The following is a 17,332-nucleotide window of genomic DNA, read 5'->3' on the forward strand; positions in this document are numbered from 1 at the left end:
GTCTGGAGCTAAATGTACGTCTATATTCCCAAGAGGTATGTATAAAAGCGAAGAGGTTATTTATGAGCATAATATAAATAAGGCTAAGGAATTACTTAAAGAAAGTGGATATAATCCTTCAAAGGATATATTTGAAATAACAGTTTCAGAAGGTCATAAGGACAGTGATGAAGACGTAATTACCAATATAATAAAAGACTTAGAAATTGTAGGAATAAAATCAGAAAAGGTCTATGTTCCAAAGGCAAAGCTTTTAACTAATGAAGGACTTAGGAAAGGTGATATAATAGTTGCCAATTGGGCAGCAGATACTGGGGGACTAGATAACTTTGTACAAGCTTTATTTAACATGAATACAAGCTATTTTAAAACAGGATATTTAAATGAAAATGTAATGGAACTTATGCAGGAAGCAAGAAAAGTTGTAAATCCTAAAAAAAGAATGGCGCTGTATGATGAAATAAATGAGAAGATATTAGAAGATGCACCAATTTTATTTATAGCTAATATAAAATCCGCCCTTATATATAATAATAGATTAAAAGATTTAAGGATAAGTACATTAGATAGATTTATATTTGATGAAATAGCTTTAAAATAAAAAAGGATTTTAATTTAACTTGTTAATTTAATTAAATATTAAAATAGATATTATGGCTAGTTTAAGATTCTAAAGTATAAAAATTCAACATTTGTCAGGGAAGAAATAAAAATAATAATATTAATTGGTAATAATCTATACCTCTTTAAAATAATCTACAATGTAGAGATTTTTAAGGGGGTTTTTCTTTTGTATATAATATCTACGGTAGGTCCTAATCTTTATAATAATCATAACATAGATAAGTTTATATTAGAGGGAACTTCCATGTTTAGATTTAACCTTTCTCATGGAAATGTAGATAAGATAAAGGAACAAATAAAGTATATAAAGGATAATCATAAAAATATATCAACTATTCTTGATTTACAGGGGAGTAAATTAAGGGTATCTAGACTTTATAAAGGAAGTGAAAGGGTAGAAAAAAATCATATTATATATTTTTGTTCAGAGGAGTTTTATAAAAGGGCAAAAATAAAGGATAATCTAGTACCTATATATGTGCCAGGAGGTTTTAAAAGGTTAAACTATACAAATAATATATCCATGAAAGATGGTACTATGAATTTTAAGGTATTAGAATTTTTAGAGGAGAAGTTTTTTAAAACCACATGCCTAGATGGTGGAATTATAAGAGGGGAGAAGGGAATAAATATTTCCTCTATGGATAGGGAGGGAATAGGACTCACCTTAAAGGATAAGACTCAGCTAAAGGAGCTTTTAGAATTAGAACCAGAAATAATTCTTATGTCCTATACTAACTCTAAGAATATAATTTTAGAGCTTAAGGAATATTTGGAGGGTATTACTTATAAAAAACCATTAATATGGAGCAAAATAGAATGTAATGAAGGGATAAAAAATATAGAAGAAGTTATAAGAGTATCTGATGGTATAGTTATAGGAAGAGGGGATTTAGTAGCAGAGAGGGATATGAAGGATATACCATATATTGAGGATAATATAATAGGTATTAGTAAGAAAAATAATAAAGATATAATAATAGCTACATATATATTATCTAGTATGAAAAATTCAGTAAGACCTACCATTAATGAAATTGAATGTATATATAATTTTATTAATAAAGGGGTTACAGGATTTATGATTACTTCAGAGGTAAGTGTTGGGAAATATCCTTTAGAGTCTATAAGAACCTTAAAGAATATGATAAACAATACATTAGACAAAAAATTGAAATAATAATGAAGGTATTTAATAGATTAAATTCTTCTGTTAGTTATGTTACACTACTTAAATTACTATCTTTTATTAGCTCCTTGTGTTAGTTGAATTATAATTTTAAAGTCAGTAACTTTTAGCTGATTAATTTTTGTAATTTATAATTTAAAATCATAAATTGAGCTACTTTAAGATCTAACTAGTTCAACAGGTTACCCTTACTTTAATATAAAAATATATGATAACAATATAAAACTATACTTTGTGTTCTTAATATAATAAAAAATAACTGAGTAATATTTTTAAATTAATAATATATTAAAGTTAAAATTCTAAATTTAATAGTATAAATAAAAATACTTATATTTATACCATTGAAAAAATAAAATTGTTAATATATAATGAATATAAATTAACATAGCAATTTATGGTGCTTCTTTTAGAAGCTTAAAAGGGAAAGTGGTTTAATTCCACTACAGCCCCCGCTACTGTAAATGGTGACGAGTCTTAAAAACCACTGACTGTTAAGTTGGGAAGGTAAGACGAGAGTGATCCATAAGTCAGGAGACCTGCCTTAAATTATAAGCTAATCCTTCGGAGGGAAGGGAAGTGGCGTTTATAAGTCTTTCTCATAGAAATATGATTTTGGATTATTATAAGCTCACACCTTCTTAGGCGTGAGTTTTTTTATTGCCCTTTCTTCCAAGTAGAAAATAATTTAGAGAGGAAGATAGAAATGAAAGGTTTTAAAAAAGTTATAGGATTATTAACAATACTTATTTTAACTTTTGCTATGATGGCTTGTAGCAGTACCCCAGAAGAAAAAAAATCTACGGATAAACAGGGAGTTACATATCCATTGACCATAAAGGATTCTTATAACAGAGAGGTTACTCTTGATAAGGAACCAGAGAGAATAGTATCTATTGCTCCTAGTATAACAGAGATAGTAGCAGCTCTTGGAAAAGAGGACAAGTTGGTTGGAAGAACAGATTTTTGTACTTATCCTGAATCTATAAAAAAAGTAGAATCCATAGGAGGATTACAAGATCCTAACATAGAAAAGATAGTGGAACTTAAACCGGATGTGGTTATAGCTTCAACTCACTTTAAAGAGGATGTACTTAAAAAGTTAGAAGAGCTAAATATAAAAGTTATAGTGTTATATGGTGAGGAGAGCTTTGATGGAGCTTATGATACCATAGAAAAAGTATCTACAGTTCTAAATGCTAAGGATAAAGGAACTGAAATAGTAGATGGTATGAAAAATAAGGTAGAGGATGTTAAGAAAAGAGTAGAAGGAAAAGATAAGAAAAAGACTTACTATGTAGTAGGTTATGGTAAGGGTGGTGACTTCACTGCTGGAGGAGATACCTTTATTGGAGAAATCATAGAGATGGCTGGAGGAGAAAATGCTGCAAAGGATCTTAAGGGATGGAAATATAGCCTTGAGAAGGTAGTAGAAAGTAATCCAGACCTTATGGTTGTAGCAGAAGGCATGAATAATAAAGAAGGCCTTAAAGAAGCAAATGGATATAAGGATTTAAAGGCAGTTAAGGAAGATAAAATTTATGAAATAGATCAAAATATATTAAATCTTCAAGGACCAAGACTTGCTGACGGATTATATGAGCTTGCAAAAATAATACATCCAGAAGCTTTTAAATAGAGTAAAAAATTATCAATTAGTTAAACAAAAGAAATTATGAATCAATATTAAAATATGTTCTTAACCTTAAAATTTAATATTAAATGTTATATATAGTACATTGATTTTATAGATATGTATTCTATAAAAATATATATTTTAAGGAAGAGGAAAATTTTCATAGGAAAGAGGAAGAAATGAAGAATTTTGTTAAGGACCATTTTAATTTAGTATTTATCTTATTAATACTAGTACTAATTCTCACTATGATAATATCAGTATCCTTAGGAGCCAGTGATATATCTATAAAAGATGGGGCCTTAATACTATTAAACAGACTACCCATAATAAATAATTATATAGATGACTCTTATATAAAAGAGTCCACAAAAATAATACTACTAAACATAAGGATGCCAAGAGTACTCATGGCATCCTTGTGTGGTTCTATCCTTTCAGTAGTTGGAGGAACATTTCAAGGACTTTTTAAAAATCCAATGGCTGATCCCTATGTTTTAGGGTTATCTTCAGGAGCAGCCCTTGGAGCAAGTATTGCTATAATCCTTGGTCTTGATAAGTATATTTTTGGTATGGGATTAGTGAGTATTATAGCTTTTATATTTTCTTTAATAACTGCCTTTGTAGTATATAACTTATCAAGGGTAGGAAGAAAAGTTCCCACAGTAAATTTACTATTGTCAGGTATATCAGTATCTTTTTTTGCGTCATCCATAATATCTTTAATTATGATTCTTAATAGTGATAAGGTAGAGAAAATAGTGTTCTGGACAATGGGAAGTTTAAATGGAGCTAGTATTAAGGAAGTAATAATGCTTTTTATAGTTGGTATTATAGGGATAACTGTGATAATTATATACTCTAAGGATTTAAATATAATTACCATTGGAGAAGAGAGTGCCGTAAACCTTGGAGTTAATACAGAAAGGGTTAAAACAATTCTTATAGTATGTTCTGCACTTATGATATCATTTTGTGTATCTTTCACTGGAGTTGTAGGTTTTGTGGGACTAATAATTCCTCACATAGTAAGGATTTTAAGTGGACCTAATCACAAAACTTTGACCTTACTCTCAGCAGTTTTAGGAGGAATATTTTTAGTTATATGTGATACATTATCAAGAATAGTAATTCCTCCTACAGAAATTCCAGTGGGGATTATTACATCTTTATTTGGGGCACCATTTTTTATATATTTACTTAATAAAGATAAAAGAAAGGGGATGTAAGATGAGTAGAATAATAGATGTAGAAAACTTAAGTTGCATCCTCTCACAGAAGAACATACTAAATAATGTGGATTTAGTTTTTGAGGAGAAGAAGTTATATACCATAGTGGGACCTAATGGATCAGGAAAAACTACTCTTCTTAAACATATATGTAAGATTTTAGATGTGAAGCAGGGGGATATATACATTAAGGGAAAGAGTATAAGTAAAACTAATGGAAGAGAACTCTCTAAAAATTTATCCTCAGTACCTCAAAATACTCATACTAATTTCTCTTATAATGCCTTTGATATAGTTCTTATGGGTAGAAATCCTCATATAGGTAGGTTTAAGAAGGAGAGTAAAGAAGACATAGAAATAGCAGAAAGAGCTATGAAAGTTACAGGGACTTATAACCTTCGCAATGAAGATATAGATGTGTTAAGTGGAGGGGAGAGACAAAGGGTTATAATAGCAAGGGCATTAACTCAAGAAACCCCTATAATGGTTCTAGATGAGCCCATATCCCAGTTAGATATACATCATCAAATCCAAATTATGAATATATTAAAAGAGTTAGTAGGGAAATTTAATAAAACTGTGATTTGTGTTCTTCATGATTTAAATATAGCTGCTCAATATAGTGATGAAATAATATTATTAAATAAGGGAGAGGTGTTTAAAAAAGGTCACCCTTCTGAGGTTATAACTAAGGATATATTAAGAGAAATCTATGGAATGGAATTTCATATTATGAAAAATCCTATTAATTCTAGTCCTTTAATTTTACCTTATAATAAGATATAATATAGGGAAAAAAGGGAGGATATAATTAATGATAACAATATTATCACTTATACTTGCTGCAGTAATTTTCTTAACTTTAACCTCCGTTATAAAGATTGCCACTTGGGGAATAAAAACCATAATATTTTTAGGGGTTATATCTTTAATTATAGCCTTTACAGTAGCTAATATAGTGTTTTTCGCTGTAAAGTGGATAATAATAATTGGGATTATAGTCTTTATAATAGGTAAAATTAAGGACAAGTCTTAAAATAAATTTGTATTAAAAAAGAAGATTTTTATAAGGAATTTAATTAAGAAACCTTATAAAATCTTCTTTTTATATAGAAGGAATCTTCCTTCAGGTGGGGTTATTTCCACAATTTGAAGGTTAGATAAGTTAATCTAGGGCGTAGCAACTGTTATACACCACCTTTTAAGAGAAGGGGGACAGAGCTCCTAGCCATCAGATAAAGATTTAACTAATTTCTCTTTTAGTTATAGCATAAATAAGAGCAAAACCAATAACTAAAGCTAATAGAGAATAAAGTATATTAATTCCACTTGGCATACCAGGGAATACTGCTATTAGTGAACCAGCAACAAATCCTAAGATTAGCATATAGGTTTTGCTTGGATATTTCTCAAGTAGTTTTTCAATTATTTTTGTTGTTCCTAAAGTTCCTACAATTACACCTAGGCCTAGAGTAATTAAAAATGGAATATTTAATGTCTCTACATTCATAGCACTTAAAGTAGTATCATATAAACCTAAAGTTAAAAGTAAAAAGGAACCGCTTATTCCAGGTAGTATTAGGGCTACAGCCATAATTATTCCTGCAAAGAAAAGAAAAATCATACTATATAAGCCTTCACCAGTAGCTAGTGTAGCTACAGCAGTAGGCTCTGAAGACATAGCTATAACAAGGATGAATCCTATGATTAAAAAGATAAAGTCCTTGCTATTTCTTTTTTCCTTAGTGGATTTTTTATATAACACTGGTATTCCACCTAAAATAATACCAATAAATAAAAAGCTCATTATATATGGAAATTTAACTAAAGCACTTTCTATTACTCTACTAAATAATAAAAGTGCGACAAGGCCACCAGCACCGATTTGTAATAAAAAAATACTTGATTTCTTCCAATTACTAAAGAATGAACTAATAGAATGTATTAAATCATCATAAACATTTAATACTATAGACATAGTACCTCCACTAACTCCGGGTACCAAGGTGGCAAGTCCAATAGCCATACCTTTTAAAAAATTATGTAATCCTTTCATTTTATCCTCCTAATTTTAAATAACAATTCTATGGAATTATATAATATATAAGTAAAGTAAACAATAGATATATTGTAAAAATAAAAAAATTATTTAAGCCATGAAGGCGGATCCTTTATATAAGGTCTTATTTTATAAGTATCTCTAAATTCTTTTAATATATTTTTAGCCTCTTCTGGATTATCTTCAAAGGTTTTTATATGATCCATATCCACCCCTTGAGAAAATGGACATGCACTTATACATATACCGCAGTCAGTTCCAAGACTTCTCCATCTATCATAACATTTTTCTTGATTAATTTGCCACCTTAAATTATTATTAATTAAGGTTTTGTTACCTTTTTCTATGGCTTTTCCAGGGCAGACTATGCTACAATTTCTACAAAAGTCACAAAAATAATCTAAACCAAAGGTATCCTTAGGATCTTGATTAAGGGGCATATTGGTGGTTACAACTCCGAGTCTAACCCTAGAGCCATACTTTCTAGTGGTTATAATACCATTTCTTCCTATATCTCCAATTCCACCATCTAAGGCAACTAAGGGAGCCACAACTAAATAGTTAGCATCCATATGATTACGAGCTTCATAACCCAAGGATCTAATGTAGTAGGATAAAATCATTCCAATGATAGAAACATCTACATAAGCCTTTGAGGTTTCTATTATCTCTGATACTTGGGGACCTCTATTTAGCATGTCCTTATCCATTTCTACAGCGAAAACAATGCCGTAGGGATGAAGGGGGGTGACTTCTTCTCCATAACTTTCACTAAGTCTTCCTCTGTGAGAATAATAATGATAGTCTTTCATTTCTAAGGTACTTGCAAGACATGCACCATAATGGATAGAAAGACCTTTTAATCTCTTTGATATTACATCCTTAGGGATTTCAGTTTTATTTTCGGCAGGTGGCTTTTCGGCTAAGCTATGAATGTCTTGAAGAAACATAAAAGCTGCTTCAGCCATAAGGGAATTTATGGGATCATAAGACATGGTACCAGGACCACATAAATTAGGCTTTTTTCTTATTTCATCATCTAAATCTTTTTTATCCATATTATTTTTATAATAATCATTATATTGGTAGGTACCTTCCTTATAATTCATTCTAGCAAACATAGTATGGCGCTCATCTATTCTCTTCATAAATACCTCCATAGGCTGTAATCTTTCTATATATTATAATTATTAACAATAGATATTGTAAAGGGCTTAAAATACAAAAATATAATTATATACTTATATATGAGAAAAACACTATAAAAACTTATTTATTTTCGATAAGTTTTCATAGTGTTTATGTTTACTCCTAAAATATAGAATTTTTAGCTTGAATTTCAACTTATATATATTTAGACTATTAAAAATTATAAAGCTTAAATAGTAAACAAAATAAGTTTCAAGTAAAAAAATGTAAACTCTACTAAGCATCTTTTAAAAGGTTTTCATCCATTTCAAGGAACTTACTTTGTATTTCTTCTAAATAAGCACAAAGGCTTCTAAATATAGCAATATCATGAATTGTGGATAGATATCTAAGATCTATTGTTATACCAGTAGTGCGCTGAGTTATAAATTCCATATTATAAAGTTCAGTTTCCTTAAATCCTTCCTTTAAATCATATATACAAGGGTAAAAGTTATGCCAATTATTCTCAAAATATTTTGTTTTAGCAAAGCAGAGCCTATAAACTTGAAATACCATACCAAGGACTGTGGCTTTAGAGACAAATTTTAAGGAAAAGTATTCTTGAGTTGGATATTTAGGTTCTATTTTTTCGTAATATAACCTATCATTTAAGGTAAGACCATATTTATATAGATCCTTACATTTTTACTCTACAAGGTATTCTCTAAGAAAGTTTTCACGAGTAACTTCATCCATAAGTTTAAGTTTTTCAAAGTCTAACATATATATCACCCTTTTCTATAGTCCTATTTTTATAGTAACTTAGGGTTTAGTGTTAGTCTAATAGTTAATATGTATAAAGAATCTATAAAGTATTATTAAAAACTATAGTACTTATTGATTAATATAATTCATAATGATTAGGGCTGTATCTTCGAGAGCCCTATTGGTTACGTCGATGGTTTTACAACCAAGTTTTCTTATTACCTTATCCGAATAATCAAATTCCTCTAAAATTCTCTCTTCATCTGCATAAGAGATAGAACTATGATAAGAAGAAAATTTATCCATTCTATGTTTTCTTATATTAATTAGATTTAATGGATTTATAGTTAGTCCAAAAATTTTCCTTTTATCTATGGTAAATAACTCTTCAGGAACAGGAACCTCAGGAACTAAAGGGATATTTATAGTCTTATATCCTTTATTAGCAAGATAAAGACTTAGAGGAGTTTTAGAGGTTCTAGAAAGACCAACTAATATTATATCAGCATTTTTTAACCCTCTTAAATCTTTAGAGTCATCATATTGGATTGCAAATTCCATTGCCTCTATTCTTTTAAAATAATCTTCATCCATTTTCCAAACTGCTCCAGGATTATATACAGGAACACTTTTAATTTTAGAACTTATTACATTCATAATAGGAGATAAAATATTTATAATTGTAATATTATTTTCAATACAGCGATTTATTAAAAATTCTCTAACTTCTGATAGTACAATTGTAGATATAATCACAGTATTCTGAAAATCATCTAGAGATTTAATAAATTCCTCTACATCTTCAAAGGATTTTACATAGGGAACTCTTTTAACTTGAATATTCTCTTCAAATTGTCTACAAGAAGCAAGGGCTACAAGTTCTGCAGTTTCGCCTATGGAGTCTGAGACAGCATAAACATTAATCATAATATCACCTCAAGTTAATTTTATCATAAAGTAAAAACAAGTTACTAATGATTTATAAGAGCATAAGTAATTTATGTTCCTTAGACTTAGTTTATCAAAATAAATTTAATTTATTAATATTATTGCAGTATGCTTATCTGATGGGTACTAGCTTGTAACACCCTCATCCTCTTAAAAGGTGAGGGATAACAGTTGGTACGACCCTAGATTAACTCATCTAACCTTTAGATGGTAAAAAGAAGACCAGCTGAAAGAAGATTTTCTTTCTATAGAAAAATAAGGAGTTATAACTAAGGGTTTTAGTTATAACTCCTATTAACATATATTTTAAGTTATTATCGTCTTCTACCACCACTGGAAGAATTACCTTCATTATTGTCTGGTGGTCTTGGTGTTGGTGTTGGTGGGGTTATAGGAGGAACAGGATTTGGATTAGGATTCTCTTGTTCCTGATTTTCTTCTCCACCATTATTTTCATCTTCAGTAGTATTCTCTTCTGGAACTGTAGGTGCTACAGTTGTGTCATCTTTTGCTGTAGGAAGAACATAAGGCTGATCTTGAAGATAAACTGAAGGTACATAATTTCTCTTAATGAAAACTCTGCTTTCTATTAAATCAGCAGGTGTATTTTCAGTAGCTAATTTTCCATTAGATTTATTTACCTTAGCCTCCACATGGACGTCGCATAAAGATGTTGGCTGAGTTCCGGATATAAATAATTCAGAGTATACTCTTCCTCCTCGTGGATCTCTAGCACATAAATCTGTAGGAAGTTTTCCAGAATCCTTACATATATCTACGGTTACTACACCAGAAGGAGCTGATATATCCTTATAAGCTAGACCCTCATGGGCTTTTGCCATTATTTTTGACCAAATAGTAGCAGCATCACCACTGGAACCTTTAACAGGCTTTGAAAAGTCATCCCCAATCCAAACAGCTGCAGAATAATAAGGTGTAAGTCCAGCAAACCATAGGTTTTTATTATCAGAAGAAGTACCTGTTTTACCAGCTACAGGCATAGAACCAAATTTAGCTCTTCCACCAGTACCAGGAGGGGTTACAACTCCCTTAAGCATATCATAGGTGATGTAGGCAGCTTCTTTAGACACAATTTGTTTTTCCTTTGGTTTTCCATCCAAAATAACATTACCATTTCTATCCTTAACTTCTGTATATAACATAGGCTCTGTATATTTACCCTCATTTCCAAAGGTACCATAGGCAGCAGATACTATAAGAGGATTACCACCATCTAAATCATTAGATCTATTGTCGAATTCTCCTAGAGCTAAAGCTGATTGACCTCTAGATTCTTCATTGAAAATTAGTCCAAACTTTTTACCATAATCAAGGCTGTTACCATATCCAAGAAGATTTAAAGACTTAGCAGCAATTGTATTTTGAGAACGCTGAAGTCCTTCTCTAAGGGTTAAGTAGCCTTTAAAATCATTTTTGTCATAATTTCGTACACTATCATCTGGAAGAGGAGAATCCTCTAAAACAGTTCCTGCAGTGGCTATTTGAGTGTCTATCAGTGGAGCATATACAGTTAAAGGCTTTATTGCAGAACCCACTGATTTTAAATATTTATTAGAAGCAGCTCTATTAAAGGATAAGGCAGGTTGATCTCCACGGCCTCCAATAATAGTTTTAACTTGACCATTTGAATAGTCCATAACGACTGCTGATATTTGAGGCTGAATTAAATTAGTTTTCTCATCCTTAACATTACCTATTGAAGTGAAAGATGAGGCTTTATTTACAACTTCATTTTGAGAGTAGGTCTGAAGGTTTCTATCCATGGTAGTATAGATTTTTAACCCACCATAATTTAGCATTCTATCTACTTCTTTATCTGTATATCCATATTTAGTTTTTAAGTCTTTTTTTACTTGGGTCATAACAGGTCTTGAGAACCATTCGAAATTCAATTTATCCGTATCTTGTTTTGGAGGATTGAATTTTATTCCATTAGCATTAATATCTGCTATGGCGTTGTTATATTCTTCTTCAGAAATTTTATTTAGTTCTTTCATTTTTTCAAGAACTAATTTAGTCTTATTTATATAAGGACTTGGATCCTTTTTAGCACTAGGCGAGAAAGGATAGAATCTAGAAGGATTTTGAGTAACTCCAGCTATATAAGCACTTTCAATTAAATCTAAGTCCTTAGCTGATTTGTTAAAGTACTGTTTAGCAGCAGCTTCCACTCCATTAGCTCTTCCACCTAAGTGTATTGTATTTAAATAAGCTTCAAGAATTTGGTCTTTAGTTAAGGCTTTTTCAAGTTTTAAAGCCATATACATCTCTTGTATTTTTCTTTGTAAGGTTACTTCATTAGTTAATAATGTATTTTTAAGTAACTGCTGGGTTATAGTAGAAGCACCATGTAATCCAATTTGTCCTGTTATCTTATTTTTAACATCTATATATACAGCCCCTAATATTCTTCTATAATCAAGACCATTATGGGAGTAAAATCTCTCATCCTCTATAGAAACAAAGGCATCTTTAAGATATTGGGACATATCATCTATAGATACTATAGAACGTTTCTGCTCTGTAGGAACGTAATCCATAAATTCACCATTACTATCATATAAGGTTGAATCTTCGTTTAAAGATAAAAGAGCATTTATGTCTAAAGGTGGTGCAGTTTTTACTATAGCGAAAGAAATTCCAGCAAGGCCTATACCAATAAGTAAGGTAAAAAACACAAAACCAAGGAGTATTTTTTTCCATACCTTGTTGGGGGATCCTTTCTTCTTACTTTGTTTTTTTCTTTTACCCATAGTTTCCTCCTAACTTTATTTAGTTTTAAATTCTAGCAAAGTAATTACATATTAAAATATTATATCATATAATAGCATATTAATAGAATGATTAATTAAATTTTTGCAGGGGGAATTTATGTGAAAAGAATTAGAATAAATAGAACGAAGGTGATTTTTTTTACTATAGTAACATTAATTGTAATAATTTTCAATGTGGTGATTTATATTTTTGATGAGAAGGTTATGCCGAGGGTCATGATAATAGGAGATGCTGAGATGAGGGCTAAAGCTATTTTTATTCTTAATGATAATATAAATAAAATATTTAAAGAAAAGTTTAATTATGAGGATATAATTAAAGTTGAAAAGGATGATGAAGGGAACATAACCATGATAAGGGCAGATACCTTAAAGATGAATACATTGGCTACAGAAGTTGCTTTAAATAGCCAGAAGGACTTAAGAGATATTGGAGCTGTAGGAATAAAAATACCTTTAGGATATGTATTGAATAATAACGTTATTGCAAATATTGGACCAGATATTAGTATAAAGATGCAACCAGTTGGAGATATTGAAATTACCTACACTTCGGAATTTGAAAGTGCTGGAATTAATCAAACTAGGCATAAGATATACTTAAATGTGAAAACTAAGGTTAAGGTGAATGTACCTTTAAAAACTAATGATTTAGAGATAGCTCATGAGATACCTATATGCGAGACTATTATAGTAGGAAAGATACCAAATACAAATCTTCAATTGGATAAGTCTCAAGGATTTAAAATAGATTAGGGTAGTCTCATAAGACTACCCTAATCTATTTTATGTATTTTATTTATCTTCCCAGTTGAAAACATAGGGAATATTTCTATAGTAATCACCATAGTTTAATCCGTAGCCTACAACAAAAATATCGTCTATTTCAAAACAAGAAAAATCAGGTTTTAAAGAAACTTTTCTTCTTGATGGTTTATCTAAAAGAACACAGGACTTAACTGATTTTGCTCCAAGACTCTTTACATGATTTATTACAAAGTCCATAGTTATTCCAGTATCTACTATATCGTCTACTATAAGGACATCTAAGCCTTCTATATTGTCAGGAATATCGTTAATTACTTTAACCTTTCCTGTAGATTCTTCTCCATGTCCATAGCTTGAAGTAGTCATAAATCCTATTTGAGTCTTAAGGTCTAAATTTCTAACTAAATCAGCAGTAAAAATAAAGCTTCCTCTTAATAGAGAAAGAACATAAACACTACTACCTGAATATTCCTTAGAAATATCTTCACCAACTTCTTTAATTCTAGAGCTAATTTCTTCTTCACTTAATAAAATATTTACCTTTTTATCTTCCATAGCTAGCCTCCATACCTACCATATTTACATTGTTGTAAATATGGTATAAAATAATATGCAAGTTGTCAAGTATATTACGGTTTCAAGCCTATATTATAAAGAAAGGAGATTTTATTATGATATATGGTAACATAGAAGGAATAAAAAATAGTATTTTAAATGAATTAGAAGGACTTTATGATTTAAAAAATGATAAATATGTATTTACATCGCTAGAAATAATAAATACCATGACAAGGGTTACAGATATGCTTCAAAGAGAGGTTAGCGTAGCCATAGATAGACGTGGTAAGGTTGTAAGTGTAGCTGTTGGAGATAGTACAACAGTTGAAGTACCATTACTTGATATTAAAGAAAAGAAATTAAGTGGGGTAAGAATAGTACACACTCATCCTAATGGATCTTCAAGATTATCAGCTTTAGATAATACTGCTTTACTTAAGCTAAAGCTAGATTCAATTATTGCCCTTGGTATAGAAGAAGGAAGGCTAAAGGAGATAACTTTTGGATTCTGTGGAGTTCAAAATAATTTGCTTGTGGCGGAAGCTACCAGGGCTATGAGTTTAGAGGAAGCTTTAAAAATAAATATTTTAGAGAGAATTAAAGAGTCTGATGAGCTTATAAGATTTAATGAAATAGAAGAAGACAATGGAGAAAAGGCTATAATAGTAGGCTGTGACAATGAAGAAAGCTTAGAAGAACTAGAGGAACTTACTAAAGCTTGTGATATACCAGTTTTAGATAGAGTTTTTCAAAGTAGACATAAAATAGATCCGGCCTTTTATATAGGTAGTGGTAAAGTAGAGGAAATAGCTATGCTATGTCAGGCTCTAAGGGCTAATATAGTAATTTTTGATGATGAGCTTTCAGGATCTCAAGTAAGAAACTTAGAGGAAGCTATAGGAGTTAAGGTTATAGATAGAACTACCTTGATTCTTGAAATATTCGCAAGAAGAGCAAAATCTAGGGAAGCAAAGATTCAAGTAGAACTTGCTCAGCTTAAATATAGGCAAACAAGACTTTTAGGGCTAGGTACAGTGCTTTCAAGAACTGGGGCAGGTATAGGAACTAAAGGACCAGGAGAGAAAAAGCTAGAGATAGATAGAAGACATATAAGAGAGAGAATTCATGATTTAAACAGTGAACTTAAAAAGATAAAAAAGACTAGAGAAGTTCAAAGAGAAAAAAGAAGCAAGGAAAATATTCCAAGGGTATCTTTAGTTGGATATACTAATGCGGGAAAATCAACTTTAAGAAATGCTTTATGTGATATAGCATCATCTAAAGATTTAGCTAGTAAGGAAAAGGTTTTTGAGGCAGATATGTTATTTGCAACTTTAGATATAACTACAAGAGCTATAAATCTAAAGGACAATAGAACAATAACATTAACTGATACCGTTGGATTTGTAAGAAAACTTCCTCATGATTTAGTAGAAGCATTTAAGTCTACTTTAGAAGAGGTTATATACTCTGATGTTTTAGTTCATGTAGTAGATTCATCCTCAGAAGAAGCTTTAGAGCAAGTGACAGCAGTAGAAGTTCTAAATGAGCTGGGAGCAAAGGATAAGATTCAAATTCTAGCTTTAAATAAAATAGATAAAATAGATAAAGATACCTTAGAAGACTTAAAACAATTTTTAAAAAATTATAATACCATAGAGATTTCAGCTAGAAATAATATCAATTTAGATGAGCTTTTAGAGGAGATAGGGAATAAGCTACCTTATACTTTGAAAGAGGCAGAATATTTAATACCCTATAGTGATCAAGGGATAGTTTCCTATATGCATAGAAATGCAAATGTTCTTTTAGAAGATTATAAGGATGATGGAACCTATATAAAGGCACAAGTAGATGAAGAAGTATATAATAAATGTATAGAATTTATGATTTAAGGAAAAATACCTAGAGAATTCTAGGTATTTTTTTATTCATATATAATATTTATAAATTTTTATAAGCTTATATAAGGTTTTTGATTCAAAACTTATCTTATTCACTACTTAAAATCCAAGGGTTTAAATGACTTAAGTACATGTATAAGTTAAGATTTAGGCTAAAAACCCTATACTGATTTTAAATTATAAAAATTAATTATATAAAATCTAATAATTTCACTCCATTAACTTAATTAGAAAAAACTAAGTAAATTTATACAGTATAAACCTATTAATTTTTATAGAAATTTATTTTCTCCATAAGTTTTACTTATCTATTCTCAATGCTTTAGAATAATATATAAAATAAGATTTAATGCCAAAATTTATCATTTAAATATAATGAATATATGTATACTATTAGCTAAAACTATAATTGACAAATTTATTATAGAGGAATATAATAATGTTAAAAGATACCCCTAAGGGGTAATAGGAGGAAGATACCTATGATGAATATTTCTATAAATGAATCTACCATAGATGCGTTGAAAAAATCTATGGAGGATAAAAAGAAAAATGCAGCTAGAATAGTTATAAAAGGCTTTGGCTGAGGCGGCCCAACCCTTGGACTTGTTCTGGATGAACAAAAACAAAATGACGAAATTATTGAATCAAACGGAATAAAATTTGTAGCAGATAAGGAATTTGCCTTTATGCTTACAGATGTTAAAATTAACTTCAAAAAAGGTCTCTTTGGAAGTACCTTTTCTATCTCTACTTCCAATGGTAGTGGATGTTAATGTAAAAATCTCAAATTGTTGTCTTAAAGAAAAAGATGTCTCCATTAAAGAGACATCTTTTTGCTACTTACACTTACCTATGGTACTGGTTAATTCATTAATACTATGTGTAAGGCTCTCAAGCTTTCCTTCTATTCTTATAAGCAAATAAATAGACACTGCTATAGGAAACCCTACATTAGCTATTAAGTTAATAAATCCATCCATATATCTCACCCCTTATAGAGAAGATATACAAATAAGTGTTAAATTTATTATTTTAAACCCTTAATTTTCAAATTCAAAATCATTATTATTACTGTGTTTATTTTCTATCTAAATACTTTTCTATTCCTCAAACTCTTCGTGATACTCATTTACAATCTTTTGAACAAGCTTTTTAATAACACTAGCCTGAGCTATTAAAGACATAACTATTATAAAAGTTTTTATTCTTACCTTATCCTTCTCTTCAAGTTCCAAGCTTTCTATAATGTTATCTAACTTACTATCATCAAATAAAGGAGTGTCTAAGAAAGAGTTAAGGCTTTCCTTTTGAGTTCCTGAGAAAATTCTATAAGCCTCTTCCCATGATAATATATCATCTTCTCTATTATTTATATCATTAAATGCTAATCTAAATACCTTTTTAATCTCTTCTGCTGTAAGTAGAGGTCTCATATAACTTAGTAATACAAGCTGTACCAAGTGAATTTTTGTATACCCTCTCTTCTTACCGTCCTCTGGCTTGGATATTACGTCACTTTTAATGTAGTTTTGTACTATATTATTAGTATATTTCTCTTCTGTGAATTTATCATTAAGATAATCTATAACCTGAGATAAAAACAAATCATACTTAGGTAAGTCTTCATAATCTACCATGTTATTTTTAGACATCTCTTCTGCTAGTTCCATTACATGATCCATATTAAAATTCATTTTGCTCTCCATATTTTCACCTCCTAGA

Annotated in this window: 16 protein-coding genes and 1 riboswitch; of the genes, 8 read left to right on the plus strand and 8 right to left on the minus strand. The window is 30.0% G+C overall.

Going from position 1 to position 17,332, the window contains the following annotated elements; translation table 11 throughout:
* From AB2369_RS04025 to AB2369_RS04050, 6 genes are all read left to right on the plus strand, one after another.
* Positions 1–601: ABC transporter substrate-binding protein (locus tag AB2369_RS04025; RefSeq protein WP_367665191.1), on the plus strand; the 601-nt coding region annotated here is incomplete at its 5' end.
* A gap of 189 nt (positions 602–790) precedes the next feature.
* Positions 791–1,804: a pyruvate kinase gene (locus AB2369_RS04030; RefSeq protein ID WP_367665192.1), complete on the plus strand. Its 1,014-nt coding sequence runs from the start codon at positions 791–793 to the stop codon at positions 1,802–1,804.
* Between the two features lie 390 nt (positions 1,805–2,194).
* A riboswitch (cobalamin riboswitch) is annotated at positions 2,195–2,375 on the plus strand.
* A 144-nt stretch (positions 2,376–2,519) separates the two neighbouring features.
* On the plus strand, positions 2,520–3,452 hold the full coding sequence (locus AB2369_RS04035; RefSeq protein WP_367665193.1) for an ABC transporter substrate-binding protein: 933 nt from the start codon (positions 2,520–2,522) through the stop codon (positions 3,450–3,452).
* A 176-nt stretch (positions 3,453–3,628) separates the two neighbouring features.
* Complete coding sequence (locus AB2369_RS04040; protein ID WP_367665194.1) at positions 3,629–4,678, plus strand: FecCD family ABC transporter permease; 1,050 nt, start codon at positions 3,629–3,631, stop codon at positions 4,676–4,678.
* A gap of 1 nt (position 4,679) precedes the next feature.
* The gene (locus AB2369_RS04045; protein WP_367665195.1) at positions 4,680–5,465 is read left to right on the plus strand and encodes an ABC transporter ATP-binding protein; all 786 of its coding nucleotides are present in this window, start codon (positions 4,680–4,682) and stop codon (positions 5,463–5,465) included.
* A gap of 28 nt (positions 5,466–5,493) precedes the next feature.
* Positions 5,494–5,715 (plus strand): hypothetical protein, encoded by a 222-nt coding sequence (locus AB2369_RS04050; RefSeq protein ID WP_367665196.1) that lies wholly within the window; start codon positions 5,494–5,496, stop codon positions 5,713–5,715.
* 207 nt (positions 5,716–5,922) lie between these two features.
* Here the strand turns inward: AB2369_RS04050 and AB2369_RS04055 are convergent, their stop codons facing one another.
* From AB2369_RS04055 to AB2369_RS04075, 5 genes are all read right to left on the minus strand, one after another.
* Entirely contained in the window at positions 5,923–6,735 is an 813-nt protein-coding gene (locus AB2369_RS04055) for a DUF368 domain-containing protein (protein ID WP_367665197.1), read from the minus strand.
* Positions 6,736–6,824: 89 nt separating this feature from the next.
* Positions 6,825–7,886 carry a reductive dehalogenase domain-containing protein gene (locus AB2369_RS04060; protein WP_367665198.1) on the minus strand — a complete coding sequence of 354 codons (1,062 nt, stop codon included), beginning with the start codon at positions 7,884–7,886 and terminating at the stop codon, positions 6,825–6,827.
* A gap of 277 nt (positions 7,887–8,163) precedes the next feature.
* The gene (locus tag AB2369_RS04065; RefSeq protein WP_367665199.1) at positions 8,164–8,445 is read right to left on the minus strand and encodes a hypothetical protein; all 282 of its coding nucleotides are present in this window, start codon (positions 8,443–8,445) and stop codon (positions 8,164–8,166) included.
* Between the two features lie 318 nt (positions 8,446–8,763).
* On the minus strand, positions 8,764–9,561 hold the full coding sequence (locus tag AB2369_RS04070; RefSeq protein ID WP_367665200.1) for a pyruvate, water dikinase regulatory protein: 798 nt from the start codon (positions 9,559–9,561) through the stop codon (positions 8,764–8,766).
* 335 nt (positions 9,562–9,896) lie between these two features.
* On the minus strand, positions 9,897–12,356 hold the full coding sequence (locus AB2369_RS04075) for a transglycosylase domain-containing protein (RefSeq protein WP_367665201.1): 2,460 nt from the start codon (positions 12,354–12,356) through the stop codon (positions 9,897–9,899).
* A gap of 120 nt (positions 12,357–12,476) precedes the next feature.
* Between AB2369_RS04075 and yunB the strand changes: the two genes are divergently transcribed.
* On the plus strand, positions 12,477–13,133 hold the full coding sequence (gene yunB, locus AB2369_RS04080; RefSeq protein ID WP_367665202.1) for a sporulation protein YunB: 657 nt from the start codon (positions 12,477–12,479) through the stop codon (positions 13,131–13,133).
* Positions 13,134–13,172: 39 nt separating this feature from the next.
* Here the strand turns inward: yunB and hpt are convergent, their stop codons facing one another.
* Entirely contained in the window at positions 13,173–13,700 is a 528-nt protein-coding gene (hpt, locus tag AB2369_RS04085; RefSeq protein WP_367665203.1) for a hypoxanthine phosphoribosyltransferase, read from the minus strand.
* A gap of 116 nt (positions 13,701–13,816) precedes the next feature.
* On the opposite strand from hpt, the gene hflX reads away from it, so the two are divergent.
* Positions 13,817–15,598: a GTPase HflX gene (hflX, locus tag AB2369_RS04090; protein WP_367665204.1), complete on the plus strand. Its 1,782-nt coding sequence runs from the start codon at positions 13,817–13,819 to the stop codon at positions 15,596–15,598.
* Between the two features lie 848 nt (positions 15,599–16,446).
* Here hflX and AB2369_RS04095 read toward each other — a convergent pair.
* Positions 16,447–16,590 carry a YvrJ family protein gene (locus AB2369_RS04095; protein ID WP_367665205.1) on the minus strand — a complete coding sequence of 48 codons (144 nt, stop codon included), beginning with the start codon at positions 16,588–16,590 and terminating at the stop codon, positions 16,447–16,449.
* 120 nt (positions 16,591–16,710) lie between these two features.
* Positions 16,711–17,316: a DUF1836 domain-containing protein gene (locus AB2369_RS04100; protein WP_367665206.1), complete on the minus strand. Its 606-nt coding sequence runs from the start codon at positions 17,314–17,316 to the stop codon at positions 16,711–16,713.
* Positions 17,317–17,332: the final 16 nt, after the last annotated feature.

The organism is Clostridium sp. (genome assembly GCF_040797585.1).
In the GTDB taxonomy this organism is placed as follows: domain Bacteria; phylum Bacillota; class Clostridia; order Clostridiales; family Clostridiaceae; genus Clostridium_Z.

Bases quoted from the DNA above. Each gene is read 5' to 3' on its own strand.
- AB2369_RS04035 (WP_367665193.1), top strand. From the start codon at position 2,520: ATGAAAGGTTTTAAAAAAGTTATAGGATTATTAACAATACTTATTTTA.
- AB2369_RS04100 (WP_367665206.1), bottom strand. From the start codon at position 17,316: ATGGAGAGCAAAATGAATTTTAATATGGATCATGTAATGGAACTAGCA.
- AB2369_RS04050 (WP_367665196.1), top strand. From the start codon at position 5,494: ATGATAACAATATTATCACTTATACTTGCTGCAGTAATTTTCTTAACT.
- AB2369_RS04070 (WP_367665200.1), bottom strand. From the start codon at position 9,561: ATGATTAATGTTTATGCTGTCTCAGACTCCATAGGCGAAACTGCAGAA.
- hpt (WP_367665203.1), bottom strand. From the start codon at position 13,700: ATGGAAGATAAAAAGGTAAATATTTTATTAAGTGAAGAAGAAATTAGC.
- hflX (WP_367665204.1), top strand. From the start codon at position 13,817: ATGATATATGGTAACATAGAAGGAATAAAAAATAGTATTTTAAATGAA.
- AB2369_RS04095 (WP_367665205.1), bottom strand. From the start codon at position 16,590: ATGGATGGATTTATTAACTTAATAGCTAATGTAGGGTTTCCTATAGCA.
- AB2369_RS04075 (WP_367665201.1), bottom strand. From the start codon at position 12,356: ATGGGTAAAAGAAAAAAACAAAGTAAGAAGAAAGGATCCCCCAACAAG.
- AB2369_RS04040 (WP_367665194.1), top strand. From the start codon at position 3,629: ATGAAGAATTTTGTTAAGGACCATTTTAATTTAGTATTTATCTTATTA.
- AB2369_RS04060 (WP_367665198.1), bottom strand. From the start codon at position 7,886: ATGAAGAGAATAGATGAGCGCCATACTATGTTTGCTAGAATGAATTAT.
- AB2369_RS04045 (WP_367665195.1), top strand. From the start codon at position 4,680: ATGAGTAGAATAATAGATGTAGAAAACTTAAGTTGCATCCTCTCACAG.
- AB2369_RS04065 (WP_367665199.1), bottom strand. From the start codon at position 8,445: ATGGTATTTCAAGTTTATAGGCTCTGCTTTGCTAAAACAAAATATTTT.
- AB2369_RS04055 (WP_367665197.1), bottom strand. From the start codon at position 6,735: ATGAAAGGATTACATAATTTTTTAAAAGGTATGGCTATTGGACTTGCC.